The organism is Clostridium sp. B9, from assembly GCF_050509515.1.
Lineage (GTDB): Bacteria > Bacillota > Clostridia > Clostridiales > Clostridiaceae > Sarcina.
Genome location: NZ_JBNWKA010000006.1, coordinates 1 through 20,332 on the forward strand (window position 1 = coordinate 1; position 20,332 = coordinate 20,332).

30 protein-coding genes are annotated in these 20,332 nt (G+C 25.7%); 26 read left to right on the forward strand and 4 right to left on the reverse strand.

The window, feature by feature from the left end; translation table 11 throughout:
- Nucleotides 1-593 precede the first annotated feature (593 nt).
- Both ACQZHJ_RS18395 and ACQZHJ_RS18400 read left to right on the forward strand, forming a co-directional pair.
- On the forward strand, nt 594-1,097 hold the full coding sequence (locus ACQZHJ_RS18395; protein WP_430486974.1) for a hypothetical protein: 504 nt from the start codon (nt 594-596) through the stop codon (nt 1,095-1,097).
- Nucleotides 1,098-1,266: 169 nt separating this feature from the next.
- Nucleotides 1,267-1,839 carry a recombinase family protein gene (locus ACQZHJ_RS18400; protein ID WP_430486975.1) on the forward strand — a complete coding sequence of 191 codons (573 nt, stop codon included), beginning with the start codon at nt 1,267-1,269 and terminating at the stop codon, nt 1,837-1,839.
- A gap of 44 nt (nt 1,840-1,883) precedes the next feature.
- On the opposite strand, the gene ACQZHJ_RS18405 is transcribed toward ACQZHJ_RS18400, so the two are convergent.
- Nucleotides 1,884-2,570, reverse strand: a complete 687-nt coding sequence (locus ACQZHJ_RS18405) for a replication initiation protein (protein WP_430486976.1) — start codon at nt 2,568-2,570, stop codon at nt 1,884-1,886.
- 362 nt (nt 2,571-2,932) lie between these two features.
- Between ACQZHJ_RS18405 and ACQZHJ_RS18410 the strand changes: the two genes are divergently transcribed.
- From ACQZHJ_RS18410 to ACQZHJ_RS18455, 10 genes are all read left to right on the forward strand, one after another.
- The gene (locus ACQZHJ_RS18410) at nt 2,933-3,442 is read left to right on the forward strand and encodes a hypothetical protein (protein ID WP_430486977.1); all 510 of its coding nucleotides are present in this window, start codon (nt 2,933-2,935) and stop codon (nt 3,440-3,442) included.
- 18 nt (nt 3,443-3,460) lie between these two features.
- Complete coding sequence (locus ACQZHJ_RS18415) at nt 3,461-3,820, forward strand: hypothetical protein (RefSeq protein WP_430486978.1); 360 nt, start codon at nt 3,461-3,463, stop codon at nt 3,818-3,820.
- 383 nt (nt 3,821-4,203) lie between these two features.
- A complete protein-coding gene (locus ACQZHJ_RS18420; protein WP_430486979.1) occupies nt 4,204-4,416 on the forward strand; it encodes a hypothetical protein in 213 nt (70 codons plus the stop codon).
- Between the two features lie 98 nt (nt 4,417-4,514).
- Nucleotides 4,515-4,652, forward strand: a complete 138-nt coding sequence (locus ACQZHJ_RS18425) for a hypothetical protein (RefSeq protein ID WP_430486980.1) — start codon at nt 4,515-4,517, stop codon at nt 4,650-4,652.
- On the forward strand, nt 4,652-4,963 hold the full coding sequence (locus ACQZHJ_RS18430) for a hypothetical protein (RefSeq protein WP_430486981.1): 312 nt from the start codon (nt 4,652-4,654) through the stop codon (nt 4,961-4,963). The genes ACQZHJ_RS18425 and ACQZHJ_RS18430 overlap by 1 nt, the downstream gene beginning before the upstream one ends.
- Before the next feature lie 12 nt (nt 4,964-4,975).
- Nucleotides 4,976-5,416: a hypothetical protein gene (locus tag ACQZHJ_RS18435; RefSeq protein WP_430486982.1), complete on the forward strand. Its 441-nt coding sequence runs from the start codon at nt 4,976-4,978 to the stop codon at nt 5,414-5,416.
- A gap of 93 nt (nt 5,417-5,509) precedes the next feature.
- Nucleotides 5,510-6,832, forward strand: a complete 1,323-nt coding sequence (locus tag ACQZHJ_RS18440; RefSeq protein ID WP_430486983.1) for a helix-turn-helix domain-containing protein — start codon at nt 5,510-5,512, stop codon at nt 6,830-6,832.
- A 393-nt stretch (nt 6,833-7,225) separates the two neighbouring features.
- Entirely contained in the window at nt 7,226-7,615 is a 390-nt protein-coding gene (locus tag ACQZHJ_RS18445; protein ID WP_430486984.1) for a hypothetical protein, read from the forward strand.
- A 356-nt stretch (nt 7,616-7,971) separates the two neighbouring features.
- Nucleotides 7,972-8,379: a DNA-binding protein gene (locus ACQZHJ_RS18450; protein WP_430486985.1), complete on the forward strand. Its 408-nt coding sequence runs from the start codon at nt 7,972-7,974 to the stop codon at nt 8,377-8,379.
- Between the two features lie 612 nt (nt 8,380-8,991).
- Nucleotides 8,992-9,303, forward strand: coding sequence for a hypothetical protein (locus ACQZHJ_RS18455; protein WP_430486986.1), 312 nt, complete (start codon nt 8,992-8,994; stop codon nt 9,301-9,303).
- A gap of 154 nt (nt 9,304-9,457) precedes the next feature.
- Here the strand turns inward: ACQZHJ_RS18455 and ACQZHJ_RS18460 are convergent, their stop codons facing one another.
- Nucleotides 9,458-9,805, reverse strand: a complete 348-nt coding sequence (locus ACQZHJ_RS18460) for a hypothetical protein (protein ID WP_430486987.1) — start codon at nt 9,803-9,805, stop codon at nt 9,458-9,460.
- Between the two features lie 65 nt (nt 9,806-9,870).
- Here ACQZHJ_RS18460 and ACQZHJ_RS18465 point away from each other — a divergent pair, with 65 nt between their 5' ends.
- From ACQZHJ_RS18465 to ACQZHJ_RS18475, 3 genes are all read left to right on the forward strand, one after another.
- Complete coding sequence (locus tag ACQZHJ_RS18465; protein ID WP_430486988.1) at nt 9,871-10,026, forward strand: hypothetical protein; 156 nt, start codon at nt 9,871-9,873, stop codon at nt 10,024-10,026.
- Between the two features lie 733 nt (nt 10,027-10,759).
- Entirely contained in the window at nt 10,760-11,263 is a 504-nt protein-coding gene (locus tag ACQZHJ_RS18470; protein WP_430486974.1) for a hypothetical protein, read from the forward strand.
- A gap of 169 nt (nt 11,264-11,432) precedes the next feature.
- A complete protein-coding gene (locus ACQZHJ_RS18475) occupies nt 11,433-12,005 on the forward strand; it encodes a recombinase family protein (RefSeq protein ID WP_430486975.1) in 573 nt (190 codons plus the stop codon).
- A gap of 44 nt (nt 12,006-12,049) precedes the next feature.
- Here ACQZHJ_RS18475 and ACQZHJ_RS18480 read toward each other — a convergent pair whose 3' ends face one another.
- Nucleotides 12,050-12,736 (reverse strand): replication initiation protein, encoded by a 687-nt coding sequence (locus ACQZHJ_RS18480; RefSeq protein ID WP_430486976.1) that lies wholly within the window; start codon nt 12,734-12,736, stop codon nt 12,050-12,052.
- 362 nt (nt 12,737-13,098) lie between these two features.
- Here ACQZHJ_RS18480 and ACQZHJ_RS18485 point away from each other — a divergent pair, with 362 nt between their 5' ends.
- The 10 genes from ACQZHJ_RS18485 to ACQZHJ_RS18530 all read left to right on the forward strand — a co-directional run bounded on the left by ACQZHJ_RS18485 (nt 13,099) and on the right by ACQZHJ_RS18530 (nt 19,469).
- A complete protein-coding gene (locus ACQZHJ_RS18485) occupies nt 13,099-13,608 on the forward strand; it encodes a hypothetical protein (protein ID WP_430486977.1) in 510 nt (169 codons plus the stop codon).
- Between the two features lie 18 nt (nt 13,609-13,626).
- Nucleotides 13,627-13,986: a hypothetical protein gene (locus ACQZHJ_RS18490; protein WP_430486978.1), complete on the forward strand. Its 360-nt coding sequence runs from the start codon at nt 13,627-13,629 to the stop codon at nt 13,984-13,986.
- 383 nt (nt 13,987-14,369) lie between these two features.
- Nucleotides 14,370-14,582, forward strand: coding sequence for a hypothetical protein (locus tag ACQZHJ_RS18495; RefSeq protein WP_430486979.1), 213 nt, complete (start codon nt 14,370-14,372; stop codon nt 14,580-14,582).
- A gap of 98 nt (nt 14,583-14,680) precedes the next feature.
- Nucleotides 14,681-14,818 (forward strand): hypothetical protein, encoded by a 138-nt coding sequence (locus ACQZHJ_RS18500; RefSeq protein WP_430486980.1) that lies wholly within the window; start codon nt 14,681-14,683, stop codon nt 14,816-14,818.
- The gene (locus ACQZHJ_RS18505) at nt 14,818-15,129 is read left to right on the forward strand and encodes a hypothetical protein (protein ID WP_430486981.1); all 312 of its coding nucleotides are present in this window, start codon (nt 14,818-14,820) and stop codon (nt 15,127-15,129) included. The genes ACQZHJ_RS18500 and ACQZHJ_RS18505 overlap by 1 nt, the downstream gene beginning before the upstream one ends.
- Before the next feature lie 12 nt (nt 15,130-15,141).
- The gene (locus ACQZHJ_RS18510; RefSeq protein WP_430486982.1) at nt 15,142-15,582 is read left to right on the forward strand and encodes a hypothetical protein; all 441 of its coding nucleotides are present in this window, start codon (nt 15,142-15,144) and stop codon (nt 15,580-15,582) included.
- A 93-nt stretch (nt 15,583-15,675) separates the two neighbouring features.
- Nucleotides 15,676-16,998, forward strand: a complete 1,323-nt coding sequence (locus ACQZHJ_RS18515) for a helix-turn-helix domain-containing protein (RefSeq protein WP_430486983.1) — start codon at nt 15,676-15,678, stop codon at nt 16,996-16,998.
- 393 nt (nt 16,999-17,391) lie between these two features.
- Nucleotides 17,392-17,781 (forward strand): hypothetical protein, encoded by a 390-nt coding sequence (locus ACQZHJ_RS18520; protein ID WP_430486984.1) that lies wholly within the window; start codon nt 17,392-17,394, stop codon nt 17,779-17,781.
- 356 nt (nt 17,782-18,137) lie between these two features.
- Nucleotides 18,138-18,545, forward strand: coding sequence for a DNA-binding protein (locus tag ACQZHJ_RS18525; protein WP_430486985.1), 408 nt, complete (start codon nt 18,138-18,140; stop codon nt 18,543-18,545).
- 612 nt (nt 18,546-19,157) lie between these two features.
- Entirely contained in the window at nt 19,158-19,469 is a 312-nt protein-coding gene (locus ACQZHJ_RS18530) for a hypothetical protein (RefSeq protein ID WP_430486986.1), read from the forward strand.
- 154 nt (nt 19,470-19,623) lie between these two features.
- Here the strand turns inward: ACQZHJ_RS18530 and ACQZHJ_RS18535 are convergent, their stop codons facing one another.
- A complete protein-coding gene (locus ACQZHJ_RS18535; protein ID WP_430486987.1) occupies nt 19,624-19,971 on the reverse strand; it encodes a hypothetical protein in 348 nt (115 codons plus the stop codon).
- A gap of 65 nt (nt 19,972-20,036) precedes the next feature.
- Here ACQZHJ_RS18535 and ACQZHJ_RS18540 point away from each other — a divergent pair, with 65 nt between their 5' ends.
- Nucleotides 20,037-20,192, forward strand: a complete 156-nt coding sequence (locus tag ACQZHJ_RS18540) for a hypothetical protein (RefSeq protein WP_430486988.1) — start codon at nt 20,037-20,039, stop codon at nt 20,190-20,192.
- Nucleotides 20,193-20,332: the final 140 nt, after the last annotated feature.

Sequence of the window (20,332 nt, forward strand, 5' to 3'; positions counted from 1 at the left end):
ATTACAATAAGTGATATTCAGGATAAGGAAAAATAATATTATAAAATGATTTAAAATCAATGAATTTTGATGAAAAGTATTAGTATAAAAACTAATAAAGTTAACATATTGAGGTTACGTTAACTTATGATTTAGAGAGAGTATTTAAAGCTAGATATAGCAAAGGTTATAAGAGAAATAGAAAAGTTAACACTTTCTTAGGTTATGTTAAGCTTTGAGTGTATATTTATTGTATAAGATAATAAGTGAAATTAGAGGTAAACTTAGATAAAATCATAGGTTATAAAGTAATTTATATATTTGTAATTGGTAAGGTTTAAGTATATTTTATTAACTTTTTTATAGAGCTTAAAAGTAATTGAAAGTTAGATGCTTAAATACTTAGGGTGAGGGGGGGTGCAAAAACTTTTTAAGTAATCTTAAAAGGTCGCAGTAACTATGTTAGAAAAAATTTTTTCGGTTTTTAAAGTAAAGGGGGGTATATTCACAAAAGTATAAATTTGTAAATATTTTTTTAATAAAAAATTTGTTTATATTATTGATGTAAAAAAGCTATATAATAAATAACATTAAATTATATTTTGGAGGGTATTATGTATAGTAGGGAAGAAAATTTGAAGAGGATAGAAAAGTTAAAAGAAAAATCAATAAAGCAATTTAATATTAGAAAAAATATATCATATGATTTAGATTATAAAGAGAATCATTTTGGAGTTATTGTATCAAATGATAATCCAGTAATTATACTTATTGATGATAATGATATAAATTCACAAGATTATATGAGAATTCATGTTAGTAGATATGATAGTAAGGAAAATGTATTATATGGAATGAGTTATAAGGATATAGAATCAAGTCTTGTTGATTTTCTATTAAGTCATCCAAGAGCATTGGAATACATTATTGAAAATAAAGAAAATTATAAAAATGTTATAGAGTACTTAAAATTATATTTTATTCATAATGATAAGAATTATAATAGTATGATTAGATATATAACTAGGCTATTAGATGTAATGAATCCTAGTATGATTAAATTTGATGATTTAAAGTTTAATGAAGAGGCAGAAAAAATTTTATTAAAGATTATATAGTATATTTAAAGTGTATCAAAAACGAATGTTTTTGGTACATTATTTTTATATACATAAATAAGGCATTCCTAAAGAGTGAAAATGTATCATAAAAGGTATCATAATCTATTTACAATATGAAACGTTTATGATACAATTTTATTAATGAAACAGATAGGGAGTGGTTATTATGTTAATTGGATATGCAAGAGTAAGCACAGAGGAGCAAAATTTAGATAGACAAATAGATATGCTAGTTAATTATGGAGTTGATAAGAGAAATATATATCAAGAGAAAATAACTGGTACTAAGGCAGATAGAGAACAGTTAAACAAAATGATTGAGGAGCTACAAGAAAATGATATTGTTGTTATTGCAGATTTAACAAGGGTATCAAGAAGTACCAAAGACTTATTAAATATCATTGATAGGATAAAATATAAAGGAGCTAGTATAAAAAGTATAAAAGATACTTGGTTAGATACTACAAGTGATAATCCATATAATAGCTTTTTATTAACTGTAATGAGTGGACTATCTCAATTAGAAAGGGACTTAATAAGCCAAAGAACAAAAGAGGGTTTAGCAAGTGCAAAAGCTAGAGGGAGAAATGGTGGAAGACCATCAAAGAGAAATAATAAAGCTGATACAGTTGGATTATTATATAAAGAGGGATATAAGATAGTTGATATAGTAAAACAAACTGGACTAAGTAGAGCCACAGTATATAGGACTTTAAAAGATTTAGGATTAAAAGAATAAGTTAAAAATAGAGGGTACGCAAAAAATGCGGTACCCTCTTCTTATTACATAGATAATAGTATTTGATTTATAGTTCTACCATTTTTAATTGGTATTAGTTGAAAGTTAAAACCTTTATTTATTAAAGAGCTTTGAGCTTTTCTAATGTATTTTAATAAATCATTATTAGAGCCAAAGACATTAAAGAAGTCTTTTAACTCTTCAATGTTAAAGAATTTCTTTTTATTGCTTAATCCACTATACATGGAAATAAGCATATACAAACCTATTTCATACTTACCTTTTAAGTCTTTAACAAAGTTTAAGTCTAAGCAAGTATAATTTCTACTTACTAAAACAAGGTAATCAAGAGCCTCTTCTCTAAGTGTAATGCTTATTTTATTTTCACTATTATAAAAACACATAGTATCAATTATAGGAAAAGCTACTAGATCACCATTAGAGTTCTCAAATTTAAAAAGTATATTTAAACTTTCAAAGATATCAAAAATTTCATTTTTAGTAAGATGTTTATTGCCTTTATATTTATTTATAAAAGATATAGGTATATCTATTTCAAGGCAATCAAGTACATTTTCCTGAACTCTTTCATCAGAAGAGGCGTAATGTAAAGTTATAGCTTTGTTAAGTAATATTAAAAAGAATTTTATTTGATTGACATTATAGTTAGAAAAAACATTCTTTAAAACATCATTATTTACTTTGGTTAGTCTTTCAGTATTTAAATTCAAATATATCACTCCTAAACATAAGAAGAGCTTTTCGTCCTAAGTAGTAGGACTTATTACTCTTTATTATTAATAATTATTATATAATTATTATAGGAGTTGAAAGCAAGTAATTGCAAGGGTTTGAGGGTAATAAAAACGATGAAAAGGGAGTATAAACGATAAAAAGGGAGTTAAAAACGACAAAAGGGGAATATAAACGATAAAAAGGGAAAAAGATACCCTACGAAAAAATTGCACAAGGTAGAATAAAAAAAGGATTCTAAGAGCGAACATACATTCGACAAATGGTTTCAAATAGTATATTACAAGTAATATTACATATGGTATTATAGTAATATACTATTTGAATTTAAGGAGGAGCTATGGAGCTTTTAAAATTAGATATAGAAGAGTTAGTTAATATAATTAATAGAGCATTGGAAGAGGATAAGGAACTAAGTGTTAATAAATGGTGTGATAAGGTTGGTATTAAACAAAGCACATTAAAGAGTAAATTAAGCAGAGGTAAATATATATATAATTCAAAACTAAGGAGCTATAGCAAGAAATATATTACAAGTAATATTACGAGTGTTGAGCCAGTAATAAAGCAAGATAAAGAAGAGGTTAACAATAGTATTGCAATAGATAAAGTTGATATAGACAAGTTAAACCTATTATTAAATAACCTAGATGATATATTAAAATTGGTTTCAAATAAAGATATTACAAGTAATATTACTATAGATAATAAGGAAACTACTGTTAAGACATTAAGAGTTAATACAGAGCTTTACAATAAAGTGAGAAATAAGGCAGCAAAAGAAAATAAGACAATAGGAAGTATATTAAATAAAGCTTTATTAGATTATTTAAATAAATATGGAGAGTAAGAAAGGGAGAATGAGAACATGAGTAAGGAAGTAAAAAAAGAAAAGAATCCACCAATATGGGCGAAGTTAAGTAGTAGTATGTCATATTATTTAAGAACTTGTGATATGACTTTAAGTGATGATGAAATATTAGATGACTATTTATATTTTGCTTTTGCAGAAAGTGAGATAGAGGGTAATCTAATATATCTTAATAAGCAAACAAGAGAATGGGTTGAAATAGATCAACCTCTTCAAGAAAGAATTAAAAATACGTTTATTGAAAGACTTGAAAAGAAAAGAGTAAAAGAGAATAAACCATATATAGCAGTTGAAGAGCTAGAGGAAGAAGAGGAAAAACCATATATAAATAATGTTATTGAATTTAAAAAGAGATAATAAACATAGTGCCAATGTAAGCAATATGATAAGTGTTAATAGTTCAGGTATGGATTATTAGCACTTTTTTTATACCTTGGGAAAAAATTTCCCAAGGGTTAGGCAAAAATTTCCCAACAAAGATTCTTCTATAAGAGATACAAATAATATTTATAGGGTATGACAAAATGACACACCCCTTGTGACAAAATGTCACATCCCCTTGTGACAAAATGTCGCAACAAAGATTCTTCTATAAGGGATTATGTTAAATAATATATCTAAAGATATATTTATATGGGTTTAAGTAAAATGATACATGGTATAAAAGTGTATTTCAGACCCATAATAGCCTATATAAAAATGAGTGAAAATAAAATATAAAATAGGTATTGACTTATGGTATGCAAAAGTATTATACTTATGGTATGCAAAAGGGGGTGAGAAAAATAGAAACTCCTAAGAAAATGGGTAGACCTACTGATAAACCTAAAAAAACGCAAATTGCCATAAGACTTGATGATGAAACTTTAGAAATATTGGATAGTTATTGTCAAGAAAATGGAATTAGTAGAGCAGAGGGAACTAGAATGGCTATTCATAAATTAAAAAAATAAAAAATTAAAAAAGGTCGCAATCACAAAGGACTACAACCATACTCGCAATATGATTATACCCTTTGTGTTTGTGCCTGTAAAGGAGTTGCTTTGAAGTTATGAATATAAAAGTATTCAAGAAGTTCATTGAGGAGCTTAGAGGACAAGGGATAAAGGTTGAAAGACTTAATTTATCTCAAGTAAGCGAAAGTATAAAACTTTACAAGGTTTTAAATCATAGGGAGGTACTTTATTAATGGAGCATATAGAAGAAGAGTTTTTATTTAAGTCAAATAATTTTATTTATGTAGACTTATTAGACTTTAAATCAATTAAATTAATAGTTTTAACAGATGGTACAGTAATCGTTAATGGTGAAAATATTGAATATAAAAATGGGACTGTATTTAAAGTTAATGAGGATAAAATTATTAATTTAAGGTTAGGTTTTGAGCTTAGATGTATAGAATTATTAGTTTTAACTACTGGACAAGTAGTTAGAAATATGAACTATGAATTAAACTCAACCTCTTCAAAAAGAGAGCTTATAAATAAGTTATTTAATTAAAGGGGTATAATCATGGAATTTAGTAAGTATAAAAAAGAAATTTTATTAAAAAAGATTTTTAGTTTTCTTAATGAGAATTCATATAAAGATAAGAGTTATTTAATACTTAGCTTAAATACAGAGTTTAATCTAAGTGAAAGTAAATCCATAGAGATTTATTATTACTGGAAGAGTAAATTTATGAATACAACAAAGTGTATTCCAAGAAAAAAGTATATTTCAAATAAAAAGGTTAAATTAAAACCTAAATTTGAGATTAAGGACAACCTTATTCTAGGGGAGTTTGGAGAATATAAAAAGCTAGATAATTGCATTAGTTCAGGACATCACTTTTTCAATAATATAGAAGAGGTAGAACGTTATAGGAACTTTAGAGCAAGAATTAAGCTGAAGAACATTGATAATAAACTTGATGAACTTATAGAGGTTATTGAGTTAGTTGGTTTAGGATAAAAGGGAGTATATACTCCCTTTACTCACATAAAGATACAAAATTATGTAAAAGTTAGATATAATAAATCTATGTGAGTAGAAAGGAGGGGAAAAATGGGGGCAATTCTAAAAAAAGAATTGAATTATAAGAGCTATAATAAGCAAGATGTAAAAGAGCTTACAGAGTTATTTACATATATCTATGTTAATAATGATGAGTGTTTTGTAAGAGTATTAAATAAAGGCAAGGGAATAACTAAAGCATATCCTATAAATGCATTAAAAGACCGTATAAAAGTTAATTCAATATTTAATTCACTAGGTAAAGAAGATATATTTATATCTTTAAATCCATTTAGAACCATGAGAAGTGGGACAAGGAATAATTTATTTTGTATTAATGCAATAGCTATTGATGTTGATTACAAGAATAAAAAAGTATTTAAAGACCTTGATCCTAAACAAGTAATAAGTTTACTTGAATTAGATATATTCGATAAAGTTATACCAACGCCAAATTTAGTTGAGTATGGAAACCAAATAAGGTTAATTTATACTGTAGAGCCTTGCTATATACCTAAGCATAGAGATAATGTTGTAGTATTAGCTCAAAGAATAAGCAAAGTATTTGCAGATGAATTAAAAGACTATGGAGCAGAAAAGCAGAATATAGAAAGTTATTATAGGCTGCCTAAAAGTATAAATAGTAAAAATGGAGCAGAGGTTAATATATTAGCTTACAATGATACAATTAGATATACGTTAAGAGAATTAAAGGAACTATGGCTTGAAGAACTTCCAAAGTGGTATAAAAGGAGAAAAGGAAGAACTAAAGACAAAAAGAAAGTAGTTAAGTTACATAATGTATATACATTAAATTGTAATAGGCTTATGGATTTAGAAAAGATACAAGCTTATTTAAATTCAATGAATGAAAGTAATTTAAGAGCTAGACTATGCTTTTTATATAGGAATTTCTATTTGGTTAAAGAGAAGTATCAAAAGGGAGCATTAACTAAAGAGGACTTTGAGAACGCAGAAAAGGAAATGCTAAGGTTTAATAATAACTTTAATGAGCCTTATAGAAACCATGTAATAGAAGTTAATACAAGGAGCGTAAACCATACACAGTATTTATATAAGAGTGAAACGCTTATAAACTTCCTAGAGCTAACATGGGAGCTATGCGAAGAGATAGGACTAGAGGGAATATATAAGCCTAAGAGTAAAGAGAAAAGGAATAAAGATTATTATAATAAAAAGTTAAAATCACAAAGTAAGTTAAGCAAAAAAGAAGAGTTAGAGGTATTAAGAGAAAAAATAAAAGCCTTTAGGCAAAAAGGCTTTAAAAATAAAGAAATATGTATTGAATTAAATATACCTTTAAAAACGCTTGAGCGTCATATAACTTACATGAGAAAAAACGGGTTGTTATAAACAACCTGTTTTTTTATTACTAATAGGATTATACATTAAATTTATATTACTTTCAATGATGAAAAAACCCTCATTTTTTAAGACCTATATGGGGGAACTTGTTTATTGTTCTCTTTAGAGCCTAGTTTAAACCTCTTCCAAGCCTTATATTTACTAGGTTTTTAGATGTTTTATTTTATATTTTTCTAGCTACTATTAAAATATAGTTTTTAGGCTTAGTTTTACTAGATGTGGAGACCTCCCTCGGTTTTGGTTTAGGCTTGAAAAGTAATCAAATAACATTACTTTGGTACTTAATTATGGTTACTCTAATACTTATTTTATCTTAGAATTTTTGTATAATATTCTTATAGATCATATATAAATTTATTAGATATAAGGAGTTATAATATTATGAGTAAAAGAAATTATAGTATGAGTATTTCACCAAACTTTGAAGAGGCTCATCATTTTTGTTGGAAATGTAAACATGAGGTTTTAGAAGATAGACAATATGATATAGTTAAATGCCCTATTTGTAATAATAATATTAGTGTTTGTACAACATATAATGATTGGAATTATTATTTACAAAAAAAATATGTAGATGAAATTGAAGTTGGAGATTTAGTTTTATTAAGAAGTGATATGAAGTATCATGAGGTTTTAGAAGTTGAAGAAATTGAAGATGATTTATACAAAGTAGCTTTAAAAGGCTATAGAGTTGTAAAATTAAAATCAGATGATTTTGTAGAATGTGCTAATGGAACTTGGAATGAAAATGATAAACCTTGGGAAAGATAAAATAATAACTTTAATTGTAAAAAATACCTAAAAGGGGGACATTTTTTAAGACCTATATGGGGGAGCTTATTTATTGCTCTCTTTAGAGCCTAGTCTAAACCTCTTCCAAGCCTTGTATTTACTAGGGTTGGAAAGTATACAAAGCTTAAATATCTTAATTATTATGCGTTAAATATCTATTTAACGCATAATAATTATTTAAAATTAAAGAACTATTTTTATAGAATAGCAAGCATAGATAATGTCAGGACACTTATCAAAATATTATTAGGGAATCCTAAGACCTTTAGAGGATAAATACATGGATTTATAGAATATTAAACTTATTCAACTTATGGTTTAAAGGGGTTTAATATATGTTATATACAGTAGAGCAAGTATCTAAGGAGCTTAACATAAGTAAACAAGCTATATATAAACAACTAAAGAAAGAAGAATTTAAACAGTATATCATTATAGAAAAAGGCATTAAACATATTAATGTAGATGGTTTAAATTATTTAAAAGGAATTGAACCAAAGGATTTATTAATTAAACAACAGGTTGAAGAAATTGAAAGGCTAAGAGCTGACAATAAAAGATTAATGGTATTACTAGAACAACAGAACCAAATTATCTTAAATAGTCAAGAGCTACAGAAAAAGGCTTTAAGTAATACAGAGCTTTTACTACTGGAGAAAAGAGAAGAGCTTAAAAGAAGACATGAAGAGTTTAATAAACAGAATAATAAATGGTTTAATTGGTTTAAACTTAGATTTAATTGAAAGAGGTAACCTTAAAAGACCTCTTCTTTTTATTCATATTCTTATATGGCGTTAAAATCAATTTTAAGAGTGTTTTAATTTAATAGGATAAAATGTATTATAAAATAAATAAAATTAAAAATAAAAGGGAATAGAGCAATAAAAATGCTATATTGAATTATTGAATTGATATTACTTTTAGTTTAAAATTTAAATAATTACTGTAATTTTGTTTACTGGTATTGAATCAGTTAGTATTAATGTTTTTTTATTTTGATATTGCAAACATTCATTACCAAAAACACTAAAGGAAGAGGTTTATTATCCTCTTCTTTTTATTTTGTAACTAAATAATAAAACAAAAAAGAGAGCTTTAAAAACTCTCTTTTTATAACATCACATCATTTTAATTTAGAAAATTGAATATGGTTATATCAAAAATATGTGGTTGAATAGCTATAATTTTCAAATGAATAACCAAGTAATATAATATCATTTTTATGTAGAATTTAATAGTAAATAAAAAGATTATAAAAAGGTTAGATTTTGGTTAGAAGTGTATTATATTATATAAGTAATGCGTATTATTTAATATTAAGTAATACTATTTTAAAGAAGAGGAGCTATATTGTTATGGGTAAATGGAAATTAGATGATGAAATAATAAATAATAAAATTAAAGACATAGATAATATTGTAGTTATGGTTAATAAGAAATATATAAGTGAATTAGAAAAATATAATATTCCTTATTTCCCATTTAGTGCTGGAGCTAAGGAGTGCCAATTTATAAGAATGGGTAAAAAGAAAAAAAGGTTTAATGAAGAGGACTGTAAAAAAATAAAAGATGATCACTTAATAAATGGAAAGAGCTATAGAAAGTTAGCCAAAGAATATGAGTGCAGCACTAAAATTATATATCAAATTTTAAAAGATAAATATTAGACCTTGGGAAATTATTTCCTAAGGTATTTTTTATATTAAGAAACCATAGGCAATTTTAGCCTAAGGTATAAGAATTATATTTAATAATAACCTTAGCTCATTTTGACCCAAGGTATAAAATAGACCTTACGACAAAATGTCATAAGGTAATATATTAAGTAAATTTAAGAGTTTTCTTTTTATTGCTTATAAAAATCTTTTTAGCAAATATTTTAATTGGATTAGTTTCAGATTTAGAAATACTACAAAGTAGTTCAGAAATATCAGTTGAGTTAACCTTTCTGTTATTTATACGATAATTTGAATCAGATAAGAGCTTTAAAGTTTTAGAAACTGTATTAGTTACTATATATAATTTACATATAACAATATCAATAGTATCAGTATCATCTATTGTAATAGAGTTAACCATATCAACAGTATCATTATAAGCATTTATTACTGGTTTATATTTCTTATCAAGTTCCTTAAATCTAACCTCTTTTAATTCTTTTAAATCCATAGTAAAAACCTCCTAAGAGAATGATTAAGAGTATTATATAATACTTAAAGATTGTATACAAATAAGTGTTAATAGGACATATTGAGGGTATGTGGTATAAGGTTTATAGGAATAAGAATAAAGCTAGATATATCAAGGTGAAGAGGATAAGAGCTAAAAGGGACATATGTTGCGATAAGTCGCATTTAGGAAGAGGAAAGAAAAATATAAAAAGTGGTTAGTTTTAATATGTTTTTTGAAATAAAAATAAATATAAAAATATTTGAATGTAACATATTTAGGTCATGTTATATTCAAATAGATTAATAGAGAATAGTTAAGTAGTATCAAGGGGTTAGGGATAGGTTTGAATATAACAGAAATTACAATAAGTGATATTCAGGATAAGGAAAAATAATATTATAAAATGATTTAAAATCAATGAATTTTGATGAAAAGTATTAGTATAAAAACTAATAAAGTTAACATATTGAGGTTACGTTAACTTATGATTTAGAGAGAGTATTTAAAGCTAGATATAGCAAAGGTTATAAGAGAAATAGAAAAGTTAACACTTTCTTAGGTTATGTTAAGCTTTGAGTGTATATTTATTGTATAAGATAATAAGTGAAATTAGAGGTAAACTTAGATAAAATCATAGGTTATAAAGTAATTTATATATTTGTAATTGGTAAGGTTTAAGTATATTTTATTAACTTTTTTATAGAGCTTAAAAGTAATTGAAAGTTAGATGCTTAAATACTTAGGGTGAGGGGGGGTGCAAAAACTTTTTAAGTAATCTTAAAAGGTCGCAGTAACTATGTTAGAAAAAATTTTTTCGGTTTTTAAAGTAAAGGGGGGTATATTCACAAAAGTATAAATTTGTAAATATTTTTTTAATAAAAAATTTGTTTATATTATTGATGTAAAAAAGCTATATAATAAATAACATTAAATTATATTTTGGAGGGTATTATGTATAGTAGGGAAGAAAATTTGAAGAGGATAGAAAAGTTAAAAGAAAAATCAATAAAGCAATTTAATATTAGAAAAAATATATCATATGATTTAGATTATAAAGAGAATCATTTTGGAGTTATTGTATCAAATGATAATCCAGTAATTATACTTATTGATGATAATGATATAAATTCACAAGATTATATGAGAATTCATGTTAGTAGATATGATAGTAAGGAAAATGTATTATATGGAATGAGTTATAAGGATATAGAATCAAGTCTTGTTGATTTTCTATTAAGTCATCCAAGAGCATTGGAATACATTATTGAAAATAAAGAAAATTATAAAAATGTTATAGAGTACTTAAAATTATATTTTATTCATAATGATAAGAATTATAATAGTATGATTAGATATATAACTAGGCTATTAGATGTAATGAATCCTAGTATGATTAAATTTGATGATTTAAAGTTTAATGAAGAGGCAGAAAAAATTTTATTAAAGATTATATAGTATATTTAAAGTGTATCAAAAACGAATGTTTTTGGTACATTATTTTTATATACATAAATAAGGCATTCCTAAAGAGTGAAAATGTATCATAAAAGGTATCATAATCTATTTACAATATGAAACGTTTATGATACAATTTTATTAATGAAACAGATAGGGAGTGGTTATTATGTTAATTGGATATGCAAGAGTAAGCACAGAGGAGCAAAATTTAGATAGACAAATAGATATGCTAGTTAATTATGGAGTTGATAAGAGAAATATATATCAAGAGAAAATAACTGGTACTAAGGCAGATAGAGAACAGTTAAACAAAATGATTGAGGAGCTACAAGAAAATGATATTGTTGTTATTGCAGATTTAACAAGGGTATCAAGAAGTACCAAAGACTTATTAAATATCATTGATAGGATAAAATATAAAGGAGCTAGTATAAAAAGTATAAAAGATACTTGGTTAGATACTACAAGTGATAATCCATATAATAGCTTTTTATTAACTGTAATGAGTGGACTATCTCAATTAGAAAGGGACTTAATAAGCCAAAGAACAAAAGAGGGTTTAGCAAGTGCAAAAGCTAGAGGGAGAAATGGTGGAAGACCATCAAAGAGAAATAATAAAGCTGATACAGTTGGATTATTATATAAAGAGGGATATAAGATAGTTGATATAGTAAAACAAACTGGACTAAGTAGAGCCACAGTATATAGGACTTTAAAAGATTTAGGATTAAAAGAATAAGTTAAAAATAGAGGGTACGCAAAAAATGCGGTACCCTCTTCTTATTACATAGATAATAGTATTTGATTTATAGTTCTACCATTTTTAATTGGTATTAGTTGAAAGTTAAAACCTTTATTTATTAAAGAGCTTTGAGCTTTTCTAATGTATTTTAATAAATCATTATTAGAGCCAAAGACATTAAAGAAGTCTTTTAACTCTTCAATGTTAAAGAATTTCTTTTTATTGCTTAATCCACTATACATGGAAATAAGCATATACAAACCTATTTCATACTTACCTTTTAAGTCTTTAACAAAGTTTAAGTCTAAGCAAGTATAATTTCTACTTACTAAAACAAGGTAATCAAGAGCCTCTTCTCTAAGTGTAATGCTTATTTTATTTTCACTATTATAAAAACACATAGTATCAATTATAGGAAAAGCTACTAGATCACCATTAGAGTTCTCAAATTTAAAAAGTATATTTAAACTTTCAAAGATATCAAAAATTTCATTTTTAGTAAGATGTTTATTGCCTTTATATTTATTTATAAAAGATATAGGTATATCTATTTCAAGGCAATCAAGTACATTTTCCTGAACTCTTTCATCAGAAGAGGCGTAATGTAAAGTTATAGCTTTGTTAAGTAATATTAAAAAGAATTTTATTTGATTGACATTATAGTTAGAAAAAACATTCTTTAAAACATCATTATTTACTTTGGTTAGTCTTTCAGTATTTAAATTCAAATATATCACTCCTAAACATAAGAAGAGCTTTTCGTCCTAAGTAGTAGGACTTATTACTCTTTATTATTAATAATTATTATATAATTATTATAGGAGTTGAAAGCAAGTAATTGCAAGGGTTTGAGGGTAATAAAAACGATGAAAAGGGAGTATAAACGATAAAAAGGGAGTTAAAAACGACAAAAGGGGAATATAAACGATAAAAAGGGAAAAAGATACCCTACGAAAAAATTGCACAAGGTAGAATAAAAAAAGGATTCTAAGAGCGAACATACATTCGACAAATGGTTTCAAATAGTATATTACAAGTAATATTACATATGGTATTATAGTAATATACTATTTGAATTTAAGGAGGAGCTATGGAGCTTTTAAAATTAGATATAGAAGAGTTAGTTAATATAATTAATAGAGCATTGGAAGAGGATAAGGAACTAAGTGTTAATAAATGGTGTGATAAGGTTGGTATTAAACAAAGCACATTAAAGAGTAAATTAAGCAGAGGTAAATATATATATAATTCAAAACTAAGGAGCTATAGCAAGAAATATATTACAAGTAATATTACGAGTGTTGAGCCAGTAATAAAGCAAGATAAAGAAGAGGTTAACAATAGTATTGCAATAGATAAAGTTGATATAGACAAGTTAAACCTATTATTAAATAACCTAGATGATATATTAAAATTGGTTTCAAATAAAGATATTACAAGTAATATTACTATAGATAATAAGGAAACTACTGTTAAGACATTAAGAGTTAATACAGAGCTTTACAATAAAGTGAGAAATAAGGCAGCAAAAGAAAATAAGACAATAGGAAGTATATTAAATAAAGCTTTATTAGATTATTTAAATAAATATGGAGAGTAAGAAAGGGAGAATGAGAACATGAGTAAGGAAGTAAAAAAAGAAAAGAATCCACCAATATGGGCGAAGTTAAGTAGTAGTATGTCATATTATTTAAGAACTTGTGATATGACTTTAAGTGATGATGAAATATTAGATGACTATTTATATTTTGCTTTTGCAGAAAGTGAGATAGAGGGTAATCTAATATATCTTAATAAGCAAACAAGAGAATGGGTTGAAATAGATCAACCTCTTCAAGAAAGAATTAAAAATACGTTTATTGAAAGACTTGAAAAGAAAAGAGTAAAAGAGAATAAACCATATATAGCAGTTGAAGAGCTAGAGGAAGAAGAGGAAAAACCATATATAAATAATGTTATTGAATTTAAAAAGAGATAATAAACATAGTGCCAATGTAAGCAATATGATAAGTGTTAATAGTTCAGGTATGGATTATTAGCACTTTTTTTATACCTTGGGAAAAAATTTCCCAAGGGTTAGGCAAAAATTTCCCAACAAAGATTCTTCTATAAGAGATACAAATAATATTTATAGGGTATGACAAAATGACACACCCCTTGTGACAAAATGTCACATCCCCTTGTGACAAAATGTCGCAACAAAGATTCTTCTATAAGGGATTATGTTAAATAATATATCTAAAGATATATTTATATGGGTTTAAGTAAAATGATACATGGTATAAAAGTGTATTTCAGACCCATAATAGCCTATATAAAAATGAGTGAAAATAAAATATAAAATAGGTATTGACTTATGGTATGCAAAAGTATTATACTTATGGTATGCAAAAGGGGGTGAGAAAAATAGAAACTCCTAAGAAAATGGGTAGACCTACTGATAAACCTAAAAAAACGCAAATTGCCATAAGACTTGATGATGAAACTTTAGAAATATTGGATAGTTATTGTCAAGAAAATGGAATTAGTAGAGCAGAGGGAACTAGAATGGCTATTCATAAATTAAAAAAATAAAAAATTAAAAAAGGTCGCAATCACAAAGGACTACAACCATACTCGCAATATGATTATACCCTTTGTGTTTGTGCCTGTAAAGGAGTTGCTTTGAAGTTATGAATATAAAAGTATTCAAGAAGTTCATTGAGGAGCTTAGAGGACAAGGGATAAAGGTTGAAAGACTTAATTTATCTCAAGTAAGCGAAAGTATAAAACTTTACAAGGTTTTAAATCATAGGGAGGTACTTTATTAATGGAGCATATAGAAGAAGAGTTTTTATTTAAGTCAAATAATTTTATTTATGTAGACTTATTAGACTTTAAATCAATTAAATTAATAGTTTTAACAGATGGTACAGTAATCGTTAATGGTGAAAATATTGAATATAAAAATGGGACTGTATTTAAAGTTAATGAGGATAAAATTATTAATTTAAGGTTAGGTTTTGAGCTTAGATGTATAGAATTATTAGTTTTAACTACTGGACAAGTAGTTAGAAATATGAACTATGAATTAAACTCAACCTCTTCAAAAAGAGAGCTTATAAATAAGTTATTTAATTAAAGGGGTATAATCATGGAATTTAGTAAGTATAAAAAAGAAATTTTATTAAAAAAGATTTTTAGTTTTCTTAATGAGAATTCATATAAAGATAAGAGTTATTTAATACTTAGCTTAAATACAGAGTTTAATCTAAGTGAAAGTAAATCCATAGAGATTTATTATTACTGGAAGAGTAAATTTATGAATACAACAAAGTGTATTCCAAGAAAAAAGTATATTTCAAATAAAAAGGTTAAATTAAAACCTAAATTTGAGATTAAGGACAACCTTATTCTAGGGGAGTTTGGAGAATATAAAAAGCTAGATAATTGCATTAGTTCAGGACATCACTTTTTCAATAATATAGAAGAGGTAGAACGTTATAGGAACTTTAGAGCAAGAATTAAGCTGAAGAACATTGATAATAAACTTGATGAACTTATAGAGGTTATTGAGTTAGTTGGTTTAGGATAAAAGGGAGTATATACTCCCTTTACTCACATAAAGATACAAAATTATGTAAAAGTTAGATATAATAAATCTATGTGAGTAGAAAGGAGGGGAAAAATGGGGGCAATTCTAAAAAAAGAATTGAATTATAAGAGCTATAATAAGCAAGATGTAAAAGAGCTTACAGAGTTATTTACATATATCTATGTTAATAATGATGAGTGTTTTGTAAGAGTATTAAATAAAGGCAAGGGAATAACTAAAGCATATCCTATAAATGCATTAAAAGACCGTATAAAAGTTAATTCAATATTTAATTCACTAGGTAAAGAAGATATATTTATATCTTTAAATCCATTTAGAACCATGAGAAGTGGGACAAGGAATAATTTATTTTGTATTAATGCAATAGCTATTGATGTTGATTACAAGAATAAAAAAGTATTTAAAGACCTTGATCCTAAACAAGTAATAAGTTTACTTGAATTAGATATATTCGATAAAGTTATACCAACGCCAAATTTAGTTGAGTATGGAAACCAAATAAGGTTAATTTATACTGTAGAGCCTTGCTATATACCTAAGCATAGAGATAATGTTGTAGTATTAGCTCAAAGAATAAGCAAAGTATTTGCAGATGAATTAAAAGACTATGGAGCAGAAAAGCAGAATATAGAAAGTTATTATAGGCTGCCTAAAAGTATAAATAGTAAAAATGGAGCAGAGGTTAATATATTAGCTTACAATGATACAATTAGATATACGTTAAGAGAATTAAAGGAACTATGGCTTGAAGAACTTCCAAAGTGGTATAAAAGGAGAAAAGGAAGAACTAAAGACAAAAAGAAAGTAGTTAAGTTACATAATGTATATACATTAAATTGTAATAGGCTTATGGATTTAGAAAAGATACAAGCTTATTTAAATTCAATGAATGAAAGTAATTTAAGAGCTAGACTATGCTTTTTATATAGGAATTTCTATTTGGTTAAAGAGAAGTATCAAAAGGGAGCATTAACTAAAGAGGACTTTGAGAACGCAGAAAAGGAAATGCTAAGGTTTAATAATAACTTTAATGAGCCTTATAGAAACCATGTAATAGAAGTTAATACAAGGAGCGTAAACCATACACAGTATTTATATAAGAGTGAAACGCTTATAAACTTCCTAGAGCTAACATGGGAGCTATGCGAAGAGATAGGACTAGAGGGAATATATAAGCCTAAGAGTAAAGAGAAAAGGAATAAAGATTATTATAATAAAAAGTTAAAATCACAAAGTAAGTTAAGCAAAAAAGAAGAGTTAGAGGTATTAAGAGAAAAAATAAAAGCCTTTAGGCAAAAAGGCTTTAAAAATAAAGAAATATGTATTGAATTAAATATACCTTTAAAAACGCTTGAGCGTCATATAACTTACATGAGAAAAAACGGGTTGTTATAAACAACCTGTTTTTTTATTACTAATAGGATTATACATTAAATTTATATTACTTTCAATGATGAAAAAACCCTCATTTTTTAAGACCTATATGGGGGAACTTGTTTATTGTTCTCTTTAGAGCCTAGTTTAAACCTCTTCCAAGCCTTATATTTACTAGGTTTTTAGATGTTTTATTTTATATTTTTCTAGCTACTATTAAAATATAGTTTTTAGGCTTAGTTTTACTAGATGTGGAGACCTCCCTCGGTTTTGGTTTAGGCTTGAAAAGTAATCAAATAACATTACTTTGGTACTTAATTATGGTTACTCTAATACTTATTTTATCTTAGAATTTTTGTATAATATTCTTATAGATCATATATAAATTTATTAGATATAAGGAGTTATAATATTATGAGTAAAAGAAATTATAGTATGAGTATTTCACCAAACTTTGAAGAGGCTCATCATTTTTGTTGGAAATGTAAACATGAGGTTTTAGAAGATAGACAATATGATATAGTTAAATGCCCTATTTGTAATAATAATATTAGTGTTTGTACAACATATAATGATTGGAATTATTATTTACAAAAAAAATATGTAGATGAAATTGAAGTTGGAGATTTAGTTTTATTAAGAAGTGATATGAAGTATCATGAGGTTTTAGAAGTTGAAGAAATTGAAGATGATTTATACAAAGTAGCTTTAAAAGGCTATAGAGTTGTAAAATTAAAATCAGATGATTTTGTAGAATGTGCTAATGGAACTTGGAATGAAAATGATAAACCTTGGGAAAGATAAAATAATAACTTTAATTGTAAAAAATACCTAAAAGGGGGACATTTTTTAAGACCTATATGGGGGAGCTTATTTATTGCTCTCTTTAGAGCCTAGTCTAAACCTCTTCCAAGCCTTGTATTTACTAGGGTTGGAAAGTATACAAAGCTTAAATATCTTAATTATTATGCGTTAAATATCTATTTAACGCATAATAATTATTTAAAATTAAAGAACTATTTTTATAGAATAGCAAGCATAGATAATGTCAGGACACTTATCAAAATATTATTAGGGAATCCTAAGACCTTTAGAGGATAAATACATGGATTTATAGAATATTAAACTTATTCAACTTATGGTTTAAAGGGGTTTAATATATGTTATATACAGTAGAGCAAGTATCTAAGGAGCTTAACATAAGTAAACAAGCTATATATAAACAACTAAAGAAAGAAGAATTTAAACAGTATATCATTATAGAAAAAGGCATTAAACATATTAATGTAGATGGTTTAAATTATTTAAAAGGAATTGAACCAAAGGATTTATTAATTAAACAACAGGTTGAAGAAATTGAAAGGCTAAGAGCTGACAATAAAAGATTAATGGTATTACTAGAACAACAGAACCAAATTATCTTAAATAGTCAAGAGCTACAGAAAAAGGCTTTAAGTAATACAGAGCTTTTACTACTGGAGAAAAGAGAAGAGCTTAAAAGAAGACATGAAGAGTTTAATAAACAGAATAATAAATGGTTTAATTGGTTTAAACTTAGATTTAATTGAAAGAGGTAACCTTAAAAGACCTCTTCTTTTTATTCATATTCTTATATGGCGTTAAAATCAATTTTAAGAGTGTTTTAATTTAATAGGATAAAATGTATTATAAAATAAATAAAATTAAAAATAAAAGGGAATAGAGCAATAAAAATGCTATATTGAATTATTGAATTGATATTACTTTTAGTTTAAAATTTAAATAATTACTGTAATTTTGTTTACTGGTATTGAATCAGTTAGTATTAATGTTTTTTTATTTTGATATTGCAAACATTCATTACCAAAAACACTAAAGGAAGAGGTTTATTATCCTCTTCTTTTTATTTTGTAACTAAATAATAAAACAAAAAAGAGAGCTTTAAAAACTCTCTTTTTATAACATCACATCATTTTAATTTAGAAAATTGAATATGGTTATATCAAAAATATGTGGTTGAATAGCTATAATTTTCAAATGAATAACCAAGTAATATAATATCATTTTTATGTAGAATTTAATAGTAAATAAAAAGATTATAAAAAGGTTAGATTTTGGTTAGAAGTGTATTATATTATATAAGTAATGCGTATTATTTAATATTAAGTAATACTATTTTAAAGAAGAGGAGCTATATTGTTATGGGTAAATGGAAATTAGATGATGAAATAATAAATAATAAAATTAAAGACATAGATAATATTGTAGTTATGGTTAATAAGAAATATATAAGTGAATTAGAAAAATATAATATTCCTTATTTCCCATTTAGTGCTGGAGCTAAGGAGTGCCAATTTATAAGAATGGGTAAAAAGAAAAAAAGGTTTAATGAAGAGGACTGTAAAAAAATAAAAGATGATCACTTAATAAATGGAAAGAGCTATAGAAAGTTAGCCAAAGAATATGAGTGCAGCACTAAAATTATATATCAAATTTTAAAAGATAAATATTAGACCTTGGGAAATTATTTCCTAAGGTATTTTTTATATTAAGAAACCATAGGCAATTTTAGCCTAAGGTATAAGAATTATATTTAATAATAACCTTAGCTCATTTTGACCCAAGGTATAAAATAGACCTTACGACAAAATGTCATAAGGTAATATATTAAGTAAATTTAAGAGTTTTCTTTTTATTGCTTATAAAAATCTTTTTAGCAAATATTTTAATTGGATTAGTTTCAGATTTAGAAATACTACAAAGTAGTTCAGAAATATCAGTTGAGTTAACCTTTCTGTTATTTATACGATAATTTGAATCAGATAAGAGCTTTAAAGTTTTAGAAACTGTATTAGTTACTATATATAATTTACATATAACAATATCAATAGTATCAGTATCATCTATTGTAATAGAGTTAACCATATCAACAGTATCATTATAAGCATTTATTACTGGTTTATATTTCTTATCAAGTTCCTTAAATCTAACCTCTTTTAATTCTTTTAAATCCATAGTAAAAACCTCCTAAGAGAATGATTAAGAGTATTATATAATACTTAAAGATTGTATACAAATAAGTGTTAATAGGACATATTGAGGGTATGTGGTATAAGGTTTATAGGAATAAGAATAAAGCTAGATATATCAAGGTGAAGAGGATAAGAGCTAAAAGGGACATATGTTGCGATAAGTCGCATTTAGGAAGAGGAAAGAAAAATATAAAAAGTGGTTAGTTTTAATATGTTTTTTGAAATAAAAATAAATATAAAAATATTTGAATGTAACATATTTAGGTCATGTTATATTCAAATAGATTAATAGAGAATAGTTAAGTAGTATCAAGGGGTTAGGGATAGGTTTGAATATAACAGAA

Coding starts and splice junctions, on each gene's coding strand:
- ACQZHJ_RS18425 (WP_430486980.1), top strand. CDS start 4,515: ATGAATATAAAAGTATTCAAGAAGTTCATTGAGGAGCTTAGAGGACAA.
- ACQZHJ_RS18520 (WP_430486984.1), top strand. CDS start 17,392: ATGAGTAAAAGAAATTATAGTATGAGTATTTCACCAAACTTTGAAGAG.
- ACQZHJ_RS18500 (WP_430486980.1), top strand. CDS start 14,681: ATGAATATAAAAGTATTCAAGAAGTTCATTGAGGAGCTTAGAGGACAA.
- ACQZHJ_RS18415 (WP_430486978.1), top strand. CDS start 3,461: ATGAGTAAGGAAGTAAAAAAAGAAAAGAATCCACCAATATGGGCGAAG.
- ACQZHJ_RS18460 (WP_430486987.1), bottom strand. CDS start 9,805: ATGGATTTAAAAGAATTAAAAGAGGTTAGATTTAAGGAACTTGATAAG.
- ACQZHJ_RS18430 (WP_430486981.1), top strand. CDS start 4,652: ATGGAGCATATAGAAGAAGAGTTTTTATTTAAGTCAAATAATTTTATT.
- ACQZHJ_RS18505 (WP_430486981.1), top strand. CDS start 14,818: ATGGAGCATATAGAAGAAGAGTTTTTATTTAAGTCAAATAATTTTATT.
- ACQZHJ_RS18515 (WP_430486983.1), top strand. CDS start 15,676: ATGGGGGCAATTCTAAAAAAAGAATTGAATTATAAGAGCTATAATAAG.
- ACQZHJ_RS18530 (WP_430486986.1), top strand. CDS start 19,158: ATGGGTAAATGGAAATTAGATGATGAAATAATAAATAATAAAATTAAA.
- ACQZHJ_RS18525 (WP_430486985.1), top strand. CDS start 18,138: ATGTTATATACAGTAGAGCAAGTATCTAAGGAGCTTAACATAAGTAAA.
- ACQZHJ_RS18400 (WP_430486975.1), top strand. CDS start 1,267: ATGTTAATTGGATATGCAAGAGTAAGCACAGAGGAGCAAAATTTAGAT.
- ACQZHJ_RS18510 (WP_430486982.1), top strand. CDS start 15,142: ATGGAATTTAGTAAGTATAAAAAAGAAATTTTATTAAAAAAGATTTTT.
- ACQZHJ_RS18435 (WP_430486982.1), top strand. CDS start 4,976: ATGGAATTTAGTAAGTATAAAAAAGAAATTTTATTAAAAAAGATTTTT.
- ACQZHJ_RS18470 (WP_430486974.1), top strand. CDS start 10,760: ATGTATAGTAGGGAAGAAAATTTGAAGAGGATAGAAAAGTTAAAAGAA.
- ACQZHJ_RS18410 (WP_430486977.1), top strand. CDS start 2,933: ATGGAGCTTTTAAAATTAGATATAGAAGAGTTAGTTAATATAATTAAT.
- ACQZHJ_RS18445 (WP_430486984.1), top strand. CDS start 7,226: ATGAGTAAAAGAAATTATAGTATGAGTATTTCACCAAACTTTGAAGAG.
- ACQZHJ_RS18440 (WP_430486983.1), top strand. CDS start 5,510: ATGGGGGCAATTCTAAAAAAAGAATTGAATTATAAGAGCTATAATAAG.
- ACQZHJ_RS18495 (WP_430486979.1), top strand. CDS start 14,370: ATGCAAAAGTATTATACTTATGGTATGCAAAAGGGGGTGAGAAAAATA.
- ACQZHJ_RS18475 (WP_430486975.1), top strand. CDS start 11,433: ATGTTAATTGGATATGCAAGAGTAAGCACAGAGGAGCAAAATTTAGAT.
- ACQZHJ_RS18490 (WP_430486978.1), top strand. CDS start 13,627: ATGAGTAAGGAAGTAAAAAAAGAAAAGAATCCACCAATATGGGCGAAG.
- ACQZHJ_RS18450 (WP_430486985.1), top strand. CDS start 7,972: ATGTTATATACAGTAGAGCAAGTATCTAAGGAGCTTAACATAAGTAAA.
- ACQZHJ_RS18420 (WP_430486979.1), top strand. CDS start 4,204: ATGCAAAAGTATTATACTTATGGTATGCAAAAGGGGGTGAGAAAAATA.
- ACQZHJ_RS18395 (WP_430486974.1), top strand. CDS start 594: ATGTATAGTAGGGAAGAAAATTTGAAGAGGATAGAAAAGTTAAAAGAA.
- ACQZHJ_RS18485 (WP_430486977.1), top strand. CDS start 13,099: ATGGAGCTTTTAAAATTAGATATAGAAGAGTTAGTTAATATAATTAAT.
- ACQZHJ_RS18455 (WP_430486986.1), top strand. CDS start 8,992: ATGGGTAAATGGAAATTAGATGATGAAATAATAAATAATAAAATTAAA.
- ACQZHJ_RS18535 (WP_430486987.1), bottom strand. CDS start 19,971: ATGGATTTAAAAGAATTAAAAGAGGTTAGATTTAAGGAACTTGATAAG.